We start from the raw sequence: 14,204 nt of genomic DNA on the forward strand, positions 1-14,204 counted from the left end.
CTGTAATAGAAATGGGAAAAACTCTATTTGATAAAATTTGGGATGCACATGTGGTACATACTGTTGAGGACGGGCCTCAGGTGGTATATATTGACAGGCATTTCATTCATGAAGTAACCAGTCCGCAAGCATTTGCAGGCTTAAAAAGTCGTGGAATTCCGGTTTTCAGACCTAAACAAACGATAGCTACTGCCGACCATAATGTACCTACGGAAAATCAGCATCTGCCAATAAAAGATGCTCTTTCGAGACATCAAGTGGATACCTTGATAAAAAACTGTAAAGACTTTGGGGTTGAATTATATGGCTTAGGCCATCCTTATCAGGGAATTGTACATGTGATAGGTCCTGAACTGGGGATTACGCAACCTGGAATGACTATTGTTTGCGGTGACAGCCATACTTCAACCCACGGAGCATTTGGAAACATTGCTTTTGGCATAGGCACAAGTGAGGTAGAGCAGGTTTTAGCTACACAATGTGTGTTACAGCGCAAACCCAAAACAATGAAAGTACAAGTGGATGGGGAGTTGAACAAAGGAGTAGTATCAAAAGATATTATTTTATACATCATATCTCAATTATCTGCCAGTGGTGGCACAGGCCATTTTATTGAATTCTGCGGAACTGCTATTGAATCACTTTCAATGGAGGCAAGAATGACAATCTGCAACATGAGCATAGAAATGGGCGCAAGAGGTGGATTAATCGCTCCGGATGAAAAAACTTTTGAATACATTAAAGGAAGAACTTTTGCTCCAAAAGGAGCAGAATGGGATAAGAAGTTATCTTATTGGAAAACTTTAAGAACTGATGAAGATGCGCAGTTCGACTCTTCTTATCATTTTAACGCTGAGGATATAGAGCCAATGATTACCTATGGAACAAATCCGGGTATGGGCATTGGTATCACTCAGTTTATCCCGCAAGTCAATGGCAATTCCGTGGCAGGGCTTGAAAAGTCATTGAAGTACATGGAACTTCAGGGCGGAAGCCAACTACTGGGGCGCGAAATTGACTTTGTATTCATCGGCAGCTGTACTAATTCACGAATTGAGGACTTGCGATTGGTAGCTGAAATGGTAAAAGGAAAAAAGAAAGCAGACAGAGTGCAAGCTATGATTGTGCCAGGCTCCAGACAGGTAGAACAACAAGCCATTGCTGAAGGATTGGACAAGGTTTTGAAAGAAGCCGGGTTTGAACTACGCCAGCCGGGTTGCTCAGCTTGCCTGGGCATGAATGAAGATAAAGTGCCGAAAGGGAAATATTGCGTATCCACTTCCAACAGAAATTTTGAAGGAAGACAAGGACCTGGTGCAAGAACAATGCTGGCCAGCCCTTTGACTGCCGCTGCAGCTGCATTAACAGGCCGAATAACTGATGTAAGAGACTTTTATAAAGATTAAATCATGGAAAAATTCACTCAATTATTTTCAAAATGTGTGTTGCTTCCTGAGGAAAATGTTGACACTGACCAAATTATTCCAGCCAGATTTCTTAAAGCTGTAAGCAGAGAAGGATTTGGCGATAACTTATTCAGAGATTGGCGCTACCTGGATGAGAGTACTCCTAATCCCGATTTTGTACTAAATCAACCGGGAGTAGAAGGTCAGATATTAGTGGCAGGCAGAAATTTTGGTTGTGGTTCAAGCCGTGAGCATGCCGCATGGGCTTTATATGATTACGGTTTTAGAGTGATTATATCAAGCTTTTTTGCTGACATTTTTAAGAATAATGCTCTGAATAATGGGTTACTTCCTGTACAGGTAAGCGATGATGTACTGGCAAAAATTTTTAAAACTGTAAATAACGATCCTGCAACACTGGCAGAAGTAAATCTGGAAGAGGAAAGGTTAGTGATAGAAAAAGCCGGGATTTCAGAAAATTTTGAAATAAACAATTATAAAAAATACTGTATGATCAATGGCTTTGACGACATCGACTTTTTAATCAATAAGTCAGAAGAAATAAAAGCCTATGAGCAAAACAGAGAATTAGTAATTTAAATACCCGTTTAGGTTACGCCCTTTTCTCCCTGCTGCAAAATCTCTACAATTGATTGACTGATATATCCCTATTGATACGGGAGGGATTGAAGCAAACAGGAGTTAAGGGCTACCTTTAAATAAAAGCAGATTAAAAGAAATTAGATTTTAACAATAGAATGAGTAAATCAATAGCCATATTAGCCGGAGACGGCATCGGCCCGGAAGTAACGAAGCAAGCGGTAAAATGCCTTGATGCCATTGCAGAAGTTTTTAACCATAAAATTTCTTATCAGGAAGCTTTAATTGGTGCTGCTGCCATTGATGCAACAGGAAACCCCTTCCCTGAAGCTACGGAAGAAATTTGTAAAGCTACAGATGCTATCTTATTTGGCGCCATCGGACATCCTAAATATGACAATGACCCAACAGCTAAAGTAAGGCCTGAGCAAGGATTACTGGCTATGAGAAAGAAATTGGGACTCTTTGCTAATGTGCGACCAGTAAATAGTTATGAAGTACTTTTACCTATTTCTCCATTGAAAGAAGAAATTATAAGAGGTACAGACTTTGTAGTTTTTAGGGAGTTAACAGGAGGTATTTATTTTGGCGAGCCGCGTGGCAGATCTGAAGATGGAAATATTGCTTTTGACAGCTGTGTTTATACCAAACATGAAATTGAGAGAATAGCCCATTACGCTTTTAAAGCAGCTGAAAAAAGACGTAAAAAAGTAACCCTTGTTGACAAAGCCAATGTATTGGCGACTTCAAGACTATGGCGTGAAACAGTGACCGCACTTGCTAAGCAATACCCTGAAATAAAATTAGATTTCATGTTTGTGGACAATGCTGCCATGAAAATCATTCAAAATCCAAAACATTTTGATGTAGTTCTTACAGAAAATATGTTTGGCGATATTATAACTGATGAAGCTTCTGTGATATCAGGCTCATTAGGCATGTTGCCTTCAGCCTCTTTAGGAACAAATCAGAGTCTGTTTGAGCCAATTCATGGATCATACCCGGAGGTAGCAGGTCAGAACAAAGCTAATCCAATCGGAGCAATACTTTCAGCTGCTATGTTGCTGGAATATGCTTTCCAGTGGCATGAAGAAAGCAACCTGATTAAAAAAGCAGTGGCCAAAACTCTTGATGAAGGTTTTACTACTGAGGATATTTTTAAAGAAAATGCCAAAGGCACTGAGGAAGTAGGAGATAAAATAGCCTCTTTCATTAAATCAGATTCTAAAGTTTTAGCCAATTAAATAAATTAAGAAATATGAGCACAATTTTTAAATTCTCAGACAGCGTCATTATTACAATTATTGAAGTCATTATCCTTAAAACTAAAGGATGACAGATAGCTCATATATAAAAACTGAGAAGACGTCATCCCAAAAGGATGACGTTTTTTTTAAGCAAAAATTAAGAAGTTAAACCCTCACAAATATGTACTACAAGGATAACACACTCGTATTTTTAAATGGTGAATGGCTTCCTGCCAAAGAGGCCAACACGGACCTTTATAGCCAAACTTTACACTACGGTAATGGCGTTTTTGAAGGAATCAGAGCTTATAAAAATGACTTAGGTTTTAACATTTTTAAAGCGCATGAGCACTATGAAAGACTGCATTATTCAGCGCAATTAATGCATATTGACCTTCCTTATTCAGTTGAGGAATTGGTAAGCATCAGCTATGAATTACTTGATAAAAACAATTTAACGGATGCCTATATCCGGCCTTTAGTGTATTTAGGGGCTAACATGGCTTTAGAGCCAGTGAGTGAGGTTAACCTTTTTATTTGTGCTTGGAAATGGGAGAAATACCTTGGAAACAAAGCTGTAAGAGCTAAAATATCCTCCTACCAGAGAATTCATCCGGCATCGCAGCATGTGGAAGCAAAAGTTGTGGGCCATTATACTAATTCCATTCTGGCTACCACTGAAGCTAAAAAGAATGGGTATGATGAAGCCATTTTGCTGGATCATTCAGGCTATGTTTCAGAAGGATCAGGAGCTAATATTTTTATAGAGAAAAATGGTGAGCTTTTTACTCCCTCACGTGGGAATATTCTACCCGGAATTACGCGAAGCACAGTAATTGATTTAGCAAAGGAGCTAGGCATTAAGCTTACTGAAAAGCCAATTACCAAATCACAGCTATTGGATGCCGATTGTGCCTTCTTTACAGGAACTGCCGCTGAAATAGCTCCTATTGCAGGAGTGGATAAAACCACCTATCCTCTTAAGTGGGAAGATTCACACGGATTTAACCTTTATCAAATGTACAGGCAAAAGGTATTATACAACGATTTACAGAACCAAACAATCATTTAATATTATGGCGCAAGAGCTGAATAAATATAGTAAAGTAGTTACCCAGGACCCGACACAGCCGGCCGCACAAGCTATGTTGCACGCTATTGGTTTATCGGATGAAGACCTTAAAAAACCATTGATAGGAATTGCCAGCACCGGATTTGAGGGAAATCCTTGCAATATGCACCTCAATGATTTAGCGGTTGAAGTGAAAAAAGGAGTAAGCGCAGTGGACTGGGTTGGATTAATATTTAACACCATTGGTGTGAGCGATGGTATTTCCATGGGAACGGACGGAATGCGATACAGCCTTCCTTCAAGGGATATAATTGCCGACTCCATGGAGACTGTAGTAAACGCTCAGGCTTACGATGCACTAATTGCAGTAACGGGATGCGATAAAAACATGCCCGGAGCTCTGATCGCTATGGGCAGACTAGACAGGCCTTCTATTATTATTTACGGAGGAACAATAGCACCCGGCTGCTACAAAGGAGAAGCACTAGATGTTGTTTCTGCATTTGAGGCTTTGGGCAAAAAACAGGCAAATACGATCTCAGAAGAAGATTTTAAAGGAGTTGTAGCCAATGCCTGTCCGGGACCGGGAGCCTGTGGCGGTATGTATACTGCCAACACAATGGCTTCTGCTATAGAAGCATTAGGGCTATGCCTTCCTTACGGATCATCTAATCCTGCTCAAAGTTCACAAAAAAAGGAAGAGTGCTATCAGGCGGGAAAAGCCATGAAAGACTTAATAAAGAATGATCTGACACCAAGAAAAATTGTGACAAGAGCTTCATTTGAAAATGCAATTGCCTTAGTAACTGTTTTAGGAGGTTCTACAAATGCTGTTTTACACCTTTTAGCGGTGGCACATGCTTTTGACATACCACTTACGCTTGAAGACTTTGCTGAAATAAGTTCAAAAACACCCTATCTGGCAGATCTTAAGCCTAGTGGAAAATACCTGATGGAGGATCTTCATAAAGCAGGAGGAATTCCGGGAGTTATGAAATTAATGCTGGAAAAAGGATTACTGAATGGTGATTGCATGACAGTTACCGGAAAAACTATAGCTGAAAATTTAGCTGATCTACCTGAACTTAATAGTTCTCAGGACATCATCCACCCTATTGAAAAACCACTAAAGAGTTCTGGCCACTTACGAATTTTGAAAGGAAACTTGGCCCCTGAAGGAGCAGTAGCTAAAATAACAGGAAAAGAAGGGGAAATTTTTGAAGGAGCCGCCAGGGTATATGATGGAGAGTTTGCCGCCAATGATGGAATTGCAAAAGGAGAAATTCAAGCAGGCGATGTGGTGGTAATTCGATATGAAGGCCCTAAAGGTGGCCCTGGTATGCCTGAAATGCTCAAACCTACCTCAGCAATTATGGGGAAAGGCCTTGGAAAGTCAGTGGCACTAATTACTGATGGTAGATTTTCGGGAGGCACACATGGATTTGTTGTAGGCCATATTTCACCTGAAGCTTTCACAGGCGGCCCTTTAGCTTTAGTAGAAAACGGAGATATTATCAGAATAGATGCCATTGAAAACAGCATTAGCCTAAAGGTTTCAGGCGAAGAACTGGATAAAAGGAAGCAGAAATTAACTCCAAGAGCTGCGAAACATCATTCAGGCACACTTTACAAATATGTAAAACTTGTATCATCTGCATCATTGGGATGTATAACTGACCAATAATATGGAATCAACGAAATTAAAAAAACCGCAATCTGTAAAAACCACAATAACTGGAGCTGAAGCCTTGGTAAGGTGCCTTATTGCTGAAAATGTGGACACTATGTTTGGCTACCCAGGTGGCGCAATTATGCCAGTTTACGATGCGCTTTATCATTACGAAAATGAGATAAAGCACATCATGACAAGGCATGAACAGGGGGCTTCACATGCTGCACAAGGTTATGCCCGTATTTCAGGAAAAGTAGGAGTATGCATGGCTACTTCCGGACCTGGAGCTACAAATTTAATTACCGGCCTGGCAGATGCTCAGCTTGACTCCACTCCCTTGGTATGCATTACAGGGCAGGTTTCAAGCAAAATGATTGGTTCAGATGCATTTCAGGAAACAGATATTGTTAGTATATCAATGCCTGTAACGAAGTGGAACATCCAAATTACCAAAGCTAAAGACATTCCTGAAGCAATAGCCAAAGCATTTTATATTGCCAGAAGTGGAAAGCCTGGCCCTGTTTTAATTGACATTACCAAGGATGCTCAGTTTGAAACTTTCGAGTTTGAATATGAGCCATGCCTCCATATCAGAAGCTATATTCCTAATCCGCAGGTAGACCCAAAAGCAATAGCATTGGCTGCCAGAGTAATTGATTCAGCCAAAAAACCACTTATCCTCTTCGGGCATGGCATCTTACTGGCTAATGCTAAGCAGGAATTTAAAGATTTTGTAGAAAAATCAGGTGCACCAGCTGCATGGACTATCATGGGCTTATCTGCTTTGGATACAGACCACCCGCAAAATGTTGGCATGTTAGGTATGCATGGAAATTATGCCCCCAATATTATGACCAATGAATGCGATGTTTTAGTAGCTATAGGAATGCGCTTCGATGACAGGGTGACAGGAGATGTTTCCCGCTATGCTAAACAGGCTAAAATTATCCATCTGGAGATTGATCCGGCAGAAGTCAATAAAAACGTGGGTGTTGATGTACCCGTACTAGGCAACTGCAAAGAATCGTTGACTCAATTAACTGAGGCCATAACTAAAAAAAGTTATCCAGAATGGAATGACCGAGCTGCACAATTAACTGCCAGAGAAAATGAAATGGTAATAGAAGATGAGCTATTCCCTCCTGAAGAAGACAAAATTACCATGGGAGAAGTGATAAGGCATATTTCTGATATTTCCAGAGGAACTGCTGTAATTGTAACAGATGTAGGCCAGCACCAGATGGTTACGCAACGCTACTATAATTATAAAGAGTGGAAGAGTAACGTGACATCCGGAGGTTTGGGTACAATGGGCTTTGCACTTCCCGCAGCGATAGGTGCTAAATTTGCAGCACCTCACCGACAGGTGATTGCAGTAATAGGTGATGGAGGGTTTCAGATGACCATTCAGGAATTAGGCACTATTTTCCAAACAAAAATTGACGTTAAAATCCTTATCCTCAATAATGAATTTCTGGGTATGGTACGCCAGTGGCAGGATCTGTTTTTTGAAAAACGTTACTCCTCTGTTGATATGATCAATCCGGATTTCCAAATGATTGCAAAAGGTTACGGCATTACAGCAGAAAAAGTAACTGAAAGAGCAGATCTCGAAAAGGCTATCCATAGATTTTTATCCTCAGAAGGCAGCTACCTTTTAGAGGTTTTAGTAGGTAAAGAGAACAATGTATTTCCGATGATCCCAACTGGAGCAAGCGTATCTGAAATTAGATTAAGTTAAACAAAATACTCATGAAGGAACAATTCACTATCTCAATTTATACTGAAAACCTGATAGGTTTACTTCACCGGATAACCACCATTTTTACCAGAAGGCATTCTAATATTGAAAGCATTAATGCGTCCGAAAGTGAAGTGAGTGGAATTCACAGGTATACTGTAGTAATAACAGAAGAGGAACGCAAGGTTAAGAATATTGTTAAACAGATTGAGAAGCAAATTGATGTTTTTAAAGCTTTCTATCATCCCAATAAAAACATTGTATATCAGGAAATAGCATTATACAAAATGCCTACTAATATACTATCACAAACACGTGAGGTTGAACAGATTGTAAGAAAACACCATGCAAGACTTCTTGCAGTAGAACCAGAATTCACCATTATTGAAAAAACTGGTTTCAAAGAAGAAACTCAAGCACTTTTTGAGCAATTAAAACCTCACGGCATTTTGGAATTTGTCAGATCAGGACGTATTTCCATATCAAAACCTATGAAGGAATTTCAGGATTATTTTTTAGAAGTAGAGAAAGCCTCAAAACTCTAAAATCAATTTTTATTAATAAATCATTCATTATATATCAAAACAAAAAACAATGGCAAAATTAAAATTTGGTTCAGTAGAAGAAAACGTAGTAACAAGAGAGGAATTCCCCTTAAAAAAAGCGCAGGAAGTATTAAAAGATGAAACTGTTGCAGTTTTAGGCTATGGAGTACAAGGGCCGGGACAAGCGCTTAACTTAAAAGACAACGGCATTAATGTAATTGTAGGCCAGCGTTCAGGCTCTAAAAGCTGGGATAAAGCCGTGGAAGATGGCTGGGTGCCGGGCGAAACTCTATTTGAATTGGAAGAAGCTGCTGAAAAAGGTACAATCCTTCAATATTTATTATCCGATGCAGGTCAAATTGCTCAGTGGGAAACTGTAAAAAAGCATCTTACCCCTGGAAAAGCTTTGTATTTTTCTCACGGTTTTGGAATAACCTATGCTGACCAAACAGGCATTGTTCCGCCAAAAGATGTGGATGTAATTTTAGTAGCTCCCAAAGGATCAGGCACCAGTTTGCGAAGGTTATTTGTGGCAGGAAGAGGTTTAAATTCCAGCTTTGCTATCCACCAGGATGCTACAGGGAAAGCTCATGACAGATGTGTAGCTTTAGGAATAGGTGTAGGTTCAGGTTACCTGTTTGAAACAAACTTTAAAAAAGAAGTTTATAGTGATTTAACCGGTGAAAGAGGAAGCTTAATGGGCGCTATCCAGGGCTTATTTGCTGCTCAATATGACTTATTAAGGTCAAAAGGACACTCTCCTTCAGAAGCTTTTAATGAAACAGTTGAGGAAGCTACTCAGTCTCTTTATCCTTTAGTAGCTGAAAATGGTATGGACTGGATGTATGCCAACTGCTCCACCACTGCCCAAAGAGGTGCTTTAGACTGGTGGAAAAAATTCAGGGACGCGGTCAAACCTGTTTTTGAGGAGTTGTATGACAGCGTAGCCACAGGAAACGAGGCCAGGCTAACAATTACGGCTAATGAAAAAGAAAATTACAGAACAGAACTTGAAAAAGAATTAAAAGAATTACAGGAGTCTGAAATGTGGCAGGCAGGTGCTGCAGTAAGAAAACTCAGACCGGAAAACGCTTAATCTGATTATTAAGGGAATGGTTGATTTTAAATCCATTCCCTTATTATTTACTTCAAATTTTACTCAATGCTTGACACCACCACAACATACTATCCCGATTTAAAGGATATAGAAAAAGCTGCAGAAAAACTTAAAGGAGTAGCTTTATACACTCCTTTACTACCTAATATGGCACTTTCTAAAGAGTTTAATGCCAATATTCAGTTTAAAAGAGAAGATTTACAAACTGTAAGGTCCTACAAAATCAGAGGTGCCTATAATAAAATTAGTTCGCTGGGCAACAATGAACTTAGCAGGGGCATTGTTTGTGCAAGTGCAGGAAACCATGCGCAGGGAGTAGCCTTTTCCTGCAAGCTTTTAGAAGTGAAAGGTACCATTTTTATGCCCTCCCCTACACCTAAGCAAAAAGTTGAACAGGTAAGAATGTTTGGAGAAGATTATGTTGAAATAGTTTTAACGGGAGATACTTTTGATGACGCTTACAACTCAGCAATGCATCATTGCGAGCAATCCAATGCATTATTTATCCATCCTTTTAATGATCCGAAAGTAATTGAAGGCCAGGGAACAGTTGGCCTGGAAATATTGGAGCAAACTGCTAATAATAAAATAGATTATCTCTTTCTTCCTGTAGGTGGCGGTGGCTTATCTGCGGGAGTAAGCACTGTTTTTAAAGCTTTTTCACCCAATACCAAAATTATCGGTGTAGAGCCTGCCGGGGCTCCTGCCATGAAAAACTCGTTACAACTTGGCCATAACACAGCACTTGAAAAAATTGAAAAATTTGTGGATGGGGCAGCTGTAAAAAAAGTAGGAGACTTAAACTTTGAAATCTGTAGAAAAAACCTTTCTGAGGTAGTAACTGTAGATGAAGGGAAAGTCTGCGAAATTATATTGCAAATGTATAATAAGGATGCAATTGTGGTGGAACCTGCCGGTGCTTTATCCATTGCAGTTCTAGAGCAGTACCGGGAAGAAATAGCTGGTAAAAATGTGGTGTGTGTAATCAGCGGAAGCAACAATGATATCACCAGAACGGAGGAAATTAAGGAAAGAGCTTTACTTTACAGAGGCTTAAAACATTACTTTATTGTAAAATTCCCTCAGCGTGCCGGTGCATTAAAGCTCTTCGTAAATCAGATCCTAGGTCCTGATGATGACATTACTCATTTTGAGTATACAAAGAAAAATTCCAGAGAAACAGGAGCTGCCGTTGTAGGCATTGAATTAAAGAATCAGAATGATTTTGACTCTTTACTGGCAAGAATGAAAGCTTCAGGGTTTTATGGCGACTACTTAAATGATAAGGAGTATTTAATGAATTTACTGGTTTAAGCCACTCTACATTCTCTTTGCAGAGACTATAGTCAAAAAAAAAGCCCTGAAATTTCAGGGCTCTTCATTGTTATTAAAGAATATTATTCTTCGATTACTTCTTCTGTATCATTCATTACAGTGTCAGCAGCTTCGTTGATTTCTTCTTTAGTTTCTTCTGCTGATTCTTCAATAGCATCACCAGTTTCTTCTGCAGCTTCTTCTATTGCATCAGAAGCTTCTTCTTTTTCGCTTTTAGTTTCGCAAGCAACTACTGCAAATGCAAATGCAGCAATAGTGAACAACGTGAATAATTTTTTCATAGTTTAAACGGATTTGGTTTTTAAAGAGTCAAATGTATGCAAATATTTAATCAATAATCAAATAAAAAACTATTTTTTTCTAAAAACCAGTTTAATTGGAACGCCTTCGAAGTCAAAATTAGCTCTTAACCTGTTTTCGAGGTATCTTTCATAGGGTGGTTTAATATATTGTGGTAAATTACAGAAGAAAGCAAAACAAGGTGTATAGGTGGGCAACTGCGTCACATACTTGATTTTAATATGTTTCCCCTTTAATGCAGGTGGAGGATAATTCTCAATTTCTTTAAGCATCACCTCGTTAAGTGCGGAGGTAGTCACCTTATCATGCCTGCTTTCACAAATTTTCATAGCTAATTCAATGGCCTGGAAAATCCTTTGCTTTTGAAGCACAGAAGTAAAAATGATAGGAATATAACTTAAAGGACCTAACCTTTCCTCAATCTCTTTCTTGAATTTATCGTGCGTTTTAGCATCTTTCTCAATCAGATCCCATTTATTTACCATGATCATAATACCTTTCTTGTATTTGTGCGCTAAAGATATGATTTGCATATCCTGCGCCTCAAAACCTCTTTCTGCATCAATCATAATAATACAAACATCGCTGTCCTGCAATGACTGGATGGCCCTTATCGTAGAATAAAATTCAATATCGTCTTTTACTTTGGTTTTCTTCCTAAGCCCGGCTGTATCGGTTAATATAAAATCCTTACCGTACAACTTATAATGAGTGTTGATGGAGTCTCTTGTAGTTCCTGCAATGTCAGTAACAATTGTTCGCTCTCTTCCCACCAAGGCATTCAGAAAGGAGGATTTTCCTGCATTAGGCCTTCCTAAAATAGCGATTCTCGGTACACCTTCATAAGGATCTTCATGGTCAGGCTCAAGAATTTTCACCACTTCATCTAAAATCTCTCCGGTGCCGGAACCACTGGCAGAGGAAATAGGGTATACTTCATCAAAACCTAAAGCGTAGAACTCTCCCATAGTATAGCTTTTTTCTGCTGTATCCGCTTTATTAGCCACAACAAAAACAGGTTTGCTAATTTCCCTCACAATTTTGGCAAAATCCTTATCCAGGCCTGTAAGGCCGGCATGGCAATCCACCATAAACAAGATTACCGAAGCTTCATTAAGTGCTTCTTTTACCTGCTTCCTTATTTCCGATTCAAATATATCTTCAGAGCCTGTAACATAGCCTCCTGTATCTATTACAGTAAATCTCTTACCATTCCATTCAGCCTCACCATACTGCCTGTCTCGCGTTACACCGGACTCATTATCCATTATGGCTTGCTTCTTCTCAACTAGTCGATTAAAAAAAGTTGATTTTCCTACATTTGGCCTACCTACTATTGCTACTATATTTGACATGTTAAATTAATTTCGAATTATGAATTAGTTCAATTAGGAATTTTTCAAACTGAATAAGAGAATAACACCCTAAATTTCCAGTTTACATTCCTTTTTCTCTCATTGTTTTTTGTATAGAACCTATTATTTTCATTATCTCTTCACACTTAAGAATCATTTCATCAGCCAGATTTAGTTCCAAAAAGCCCGAGTCTCTGACCAACCTCAACCAATAATGCGTCTCTCTGGATTCTTTATAAGAAATAGCTAGCTTAGAAAAAAAGTCTCTTCTAGATTGACCTCCAATGGCCTCTTCCACATTTGCCCCTATAGAGGTTCCTGCCTTTAACAACTGAGAAGAAATTTCAAAATGAGTGTCCTTCTTTAACAATTGAGCCACTTTAATTATCTCAAGTGCAAACTGATAACTCTTTTCCTGAATAATATTGTTAGATTTCATATATAACAAGGGTTTCACATACGAACCTACTACCAAAACTAGCAGGTTTTTAATTCCTAATTATATAATTCCTAATTACTAATTAGTTAATATCCGAATCTCTTCAACTTCAGGTCTTTCTTACGCCAATCCTGCTCTACTTTAACAAAGGTTTCCAGATGGATCTGCTTGGCAAAAAATGTTTCCAGCTCAGCTCTTGACTCTATTCCTACTTTCTTGATGGCTTCTCCACCTTTTCCAATAATAATACCCTTTTGAGATTTTCTTTCCACATAAATTTCTGCTCTTATACGGATTATTTTCTCATCTTCTTTAAACTCAGTGACCACTACCTCACAGCTGTAAGGCACTTCTTTTTTATAGTTTTTAAAAATTTTCTCACGGATAATTTCTTCCACGAAAAACTTTTCAGGCTTATCCGTTAATTCCTCCTTAGGAAAATACGCAGGGTGCTCCGGCATTAAGTCGAGCAGCATGGTAAAGAGTTCATTTATATTAAGCTGCTCTAAAGCAGAAATCATTATCTGATGATCAGGCTTTATAATCTCTGCCCAATATTTCATTTTATCTTCTGCCTGGCTTCCTTTCGCCTGATCAATTTTATTCATTACCAAAATGGTGGGTATATCAGTATTGGCAATGGTATCGATCAAAGTATCGCCTTCTTCATATTTTTCGTACAAATCTGTTACAAAAAGCAACACATCGGCATCCTCTAAAGAGCTTTTTACAAAGCGCATCATAGACTGATGTAATTCGTACTGCGGCTTCAGAATGCCGGGAGTATCAGAATATACAATTTGAAAATCTTCTCCACTCAAAATTCCCATAATGCGATGCCGGGTTGTTTGCGCTTTTGAAGTTATAATGGAAAGCCTCTCACCCACCATGGCATTCATGAGTGTAGATTTCCCCACGTTTGGTTTCCCAACTATACTGACATAGCCTGCTTTATGTGATTTTTCTTCCATTAAAAATATTTTCTTTGCAAAGGTACTTGATTTTTCGAAACTTTGTGTTACCTTTGTATTCCTTTTGAGGGAAACATCAAGATATTATGTGAAAAGATGTAGAAATCCGAAGCGAATTATATTGCGAGATGGAGCAGTTGGTAGCTCGTTGGGCTCATAACCCAAAGGTCGCAGGTTCGAGTCCTGCTCTCGCTACTACTTAAAAGGTTAATCGGAAACGGTTAACCTTTTTTGTATCTATACTATCCTGGTTTTTTGCGGATCAACCCGAAAAGTTGGATCAACCCGAAAAGTTGGGGAGTAGTAATTTCAAGCATAGATTCTTGAGAGTCTATAGAGGAAGAAAGCTACGTTTTTGACCCCTCTGAACTGAGCTCTAAAGGCTTTGATCTTTGCATTAAATG

12 protein-coding genes, 1 tRNA gene and 1 pseudogene are annotated in these 14,204 nt (G+C 38.9%); 10 read left to right on the plus strand and 4 right to left on the minus strand.

Annotated elements, in window-relative coordinates; all coding sequences use genetic code 11:
- Positions 1-11 precede the first annotated feature (11 nt).
- From leuC to ilvA, 9 genes are all read left to right on the plus strand, one after another.
- Positions 12-1,406: a 3-isopropylmalate dehydratase large subunit gene (gene leuC / locus IEV85_RS15055; protein WP_188464838.1), complete on the plus strand. Its 1,395-nt coding sequence runs from the start codon at positions 12-14 to the stop codon at positions 1,404-1,406.
- Positions 1,407-1,409: 3 nt separating this feature from the next.
- Positions 1,410-2,006 (plus strand): 3-isopropylmalate dehydratase small subunit, encoded by a 597-nt coding sequence (leuD, locus tag IEV85_RS15060; RefSeq protein WP_188464840.1) that lies wholly within the window; start codon positions 1,410-1,412, stop codon positions 2,004-2,006.
- Positions 2,007-2,164: 158 nt separating this feature from the next.
- Positions 2,165-3,250 carry a 3-isopropylmalate dehydrogenase gene (leuB, locus tag IEV85_RS15065; RefSeq protein ID WP_188464842.1) on the plus strand — a complete coding sequence of 362 codons (1,086 nt, stop codon included), beginning with the start codon at positions 2,165-2,167 and terminating at the stop codon, positions 3,248-3,250.
- A gap of 184 nt (positions 3,251-3,434) precedes the next feature.
- Positions 3,435-4,325 carry a branched-chain amino acid transaminase gene (locus IEV85_RS15070; RefSeq protein ID WP_188464844.1) on the plus strand — a complete coding sequence of 297 codons (891 nt, stop codon included), beginning with the start codon at positions 3,435-3,437 and terminating at the stop codon, positions 4,323-4,325.
- Between the two features lie 4 nt (positions 4,326-4,329).
- Complete coding sequence (ilvD, locus tag IEV85_RS15075) at positions 4,330-6,009, plus strand: dihydroxy-acid dehydratase (RefSeq protein WP_188464846.1); 1,680 nt, start codon at positions 4,330-4,332, stop codon at positions 6,007-6,009.
- 1 nt (position 6,010) lies between these two features.
- The gene (gene ilvB / locus IEV85_RS15080) at positions 6,011-7,738 is read left to right on the plus strand and encodes a biosynthetic-type acetolactate synthase large subunit (RefSeq protein WP_188464848.1); all 1,728 of its coding nucleotides are present in this window, start codon (positions 6,011-6,013) and stop codon (positions 7,736-7,738) included.
- 11 nt (positions 7,739-7,749) lie between these two features.
- Positions 7,750-8,283 carry an acetolactate synthase small subunit gene (gene ilvN, locus IEV85_RS15085; RefSeq protein ID WP_188464850.1) on the plus strand — a complete coding sequence of 178 codons (534 nt, stop codon included), beginning with the start codon at positions 7,750-7,752 and terminating at the stop codon, positions 8,281-8,283.
- 49 nt (positions 8,284-8,332) lie between these two features.
- Positions 8,333-9,379, plus strand: coding sequence for a ketol-acid reductoisomerase (gene ilvC / locus IEV85_RS15090; protein WP_188464851.1), 1,047 nt, complete (start codon positions 8,333-8,335; stop codon positions 9,377-9,379).
- Positions 9,380-9,445: 66 nt separating this feature from the next.
- Positions 9,446-10,714, plus strand: a complete 1,269-nt coding sequence (gene ilvA / locus IEV85_RS15095; RefSeq protein WP_188464853.1) for a threonine ammonia-lyase — start codon at positions 9,446-9,448, stop codon at positions 10,712-10,714.
- A gap of 83 nt (positions 10,715-10,797) precedes the next feature.
- Here ilvA and IEV85_RS15100 read toward each other — a convergent pair whose 3' ends face one another.
- The 4 genes and pseudogenes from IEV85_RS15100 to era all read right to left on the minus strand — a co-directional run.
- Complete coding sequence (locus IEV85_RS15100; protein WP_188464855.1) at positions 10,798-11,016, minus strand: hypothetical protein; 219 nt, start codon at positions 11,014-11,016, stop codon at positions 10,798-10,800.
- A 69-nt stretch (positions 11,017-11,085) separates the two neighbouring features.
- On the minus strand, positions 11,086-12,390 hold the full coding sequence (der, locus tag IEV85_RS15105; RefSeq protein ID WP_188464857.1) for a ribosome biogenesis GTPase Der: 1,305 nt from the start codon (positions 12,388-12,390) through the stop codon (positions 11,086-11,088).
- Positions 12,391-12,472: 82 nt separating this feature from the next.
- Positions 12,473-12,829, minus strand: coding sequence for a four helix bundle protein (locus IEV85_RS15110; RefSeq protein WP_188464859.1), 357 nt, complete (start codon positions 12,827-12,829; stop codon positions 12,473-12,475).
- A gap of 86 nt (positions 12,830-12,915) precedes the next feature.
- Positions 12,916-13,812, minus strand: a pseudogene (era, locus tag IEV85_RS15115) (GTPase Era); the annotation flags it as partial.
- Between the two features lie 110 nt (positions 13,813-13,922).
- Here era and IEV85_RS15120 point away from each other — a divergent pair.
- Positions 13,923-13,995 (plus strand) — tRNA-Met (locus tag IEV85_RS15120).
- Positions 13,996-14,204: the final 209 nt, after the last annotated feature.

This window comes from Marivirga lumbricoides (genome assembly GCF_014636295.1).
Classification (GTDB): domain Bacteria; phylum Bacteroidota; class Bacteroidia; order Cytophagales; family Cyclobacteriaceae; genus Marivirga; species Marivirga lumbricoides.

What these genes read in the sequence shown, in the direction of transcription:
- leuC (WP_188464838.1), top strand. Translation starts at nt 12, where the DNA reads ATGGGAAAAACTCTATTTGATAAAATTTGGGATGCACATGTGGTACAT.
- leuD (WP_188464840.1), top strand. Translation starts at nt 1,410, where the DNA reads ATGGAAAAATTCACTCAATTATTTTCAAAATGTGTGTTGCTTCCTGAG.
- leuB (WP_188464842.1), top strand. Translation starts at nt 2,165, where the DNA reads ATGAGTAAATCAATAGCCATATTAGCCGGAGACGGCATCGGCCCGGAA.
- IEV85_RS15070 (WP_188464844.1), top strand. Translation starts at nt 3,435, where the DNA reads ATGTACTACAAGGATAACACACTCGTATTTTTAAATGGTGAATGGCTT.
- ilvD (WP_188464846.1), top strand. Translation starts at nt 4,330, where the DNA reads ATGGCGCAAGAGCTGAATAAATATAGTAAAGTAGTTACCCAGGACCCG.
- ilvB (WP_188464848.1), top strand. Translation starts at nt 6,011, where the DNA reads ATGGAATCAACGAAATTAAAAAAACCGCAATCTGTAAAAACCACAATA.
- ilvN (WP_188464850.1), top strand. Translation starts at nt 7,750, where the DNA reads ATGAAGGAACAATTCACTATCTCAATTTATACTGAAAACCTGATAGGT.
- ilvC (WP_188464851.1), top strand. Translation starts at nt 8,333, where the DNA reads ATGGCAAAATTAAAATTTGGTTCAGTAGAAGAAAACGTAGTAACAAGA.
- ilvA (WP_188464853.1), top strand. Translation starts at nt 9,446, where the DNA reads ATGCTTGACACCACCACAACATACTATCCCGATTTAAAGGATATAGAA.
- IEV85_RS15100 (WP_188464855.1), bottom strand. Translation starts at nt 11,016, where the DNA reads ATGAAAAAATTATTCACGTTGTTCACTATTGCTGCATTTGCATTTGCA.
- der (WP_188464857.1), bottom strand. Translation starts at nt 12,390, where the DNA reads ATGTCAAATATAGTAGCAATAGTAGGTAGGCCAAATGTAGGAAAATCA.
- IEV85_RS15110 (WP_188464859.1), bottom strand. Translation starts at nt 12,829, where the DNA reads ATGAAATCTAACAATATTATTCAGGAAAAGAGTTATCAGTTTGCACTT.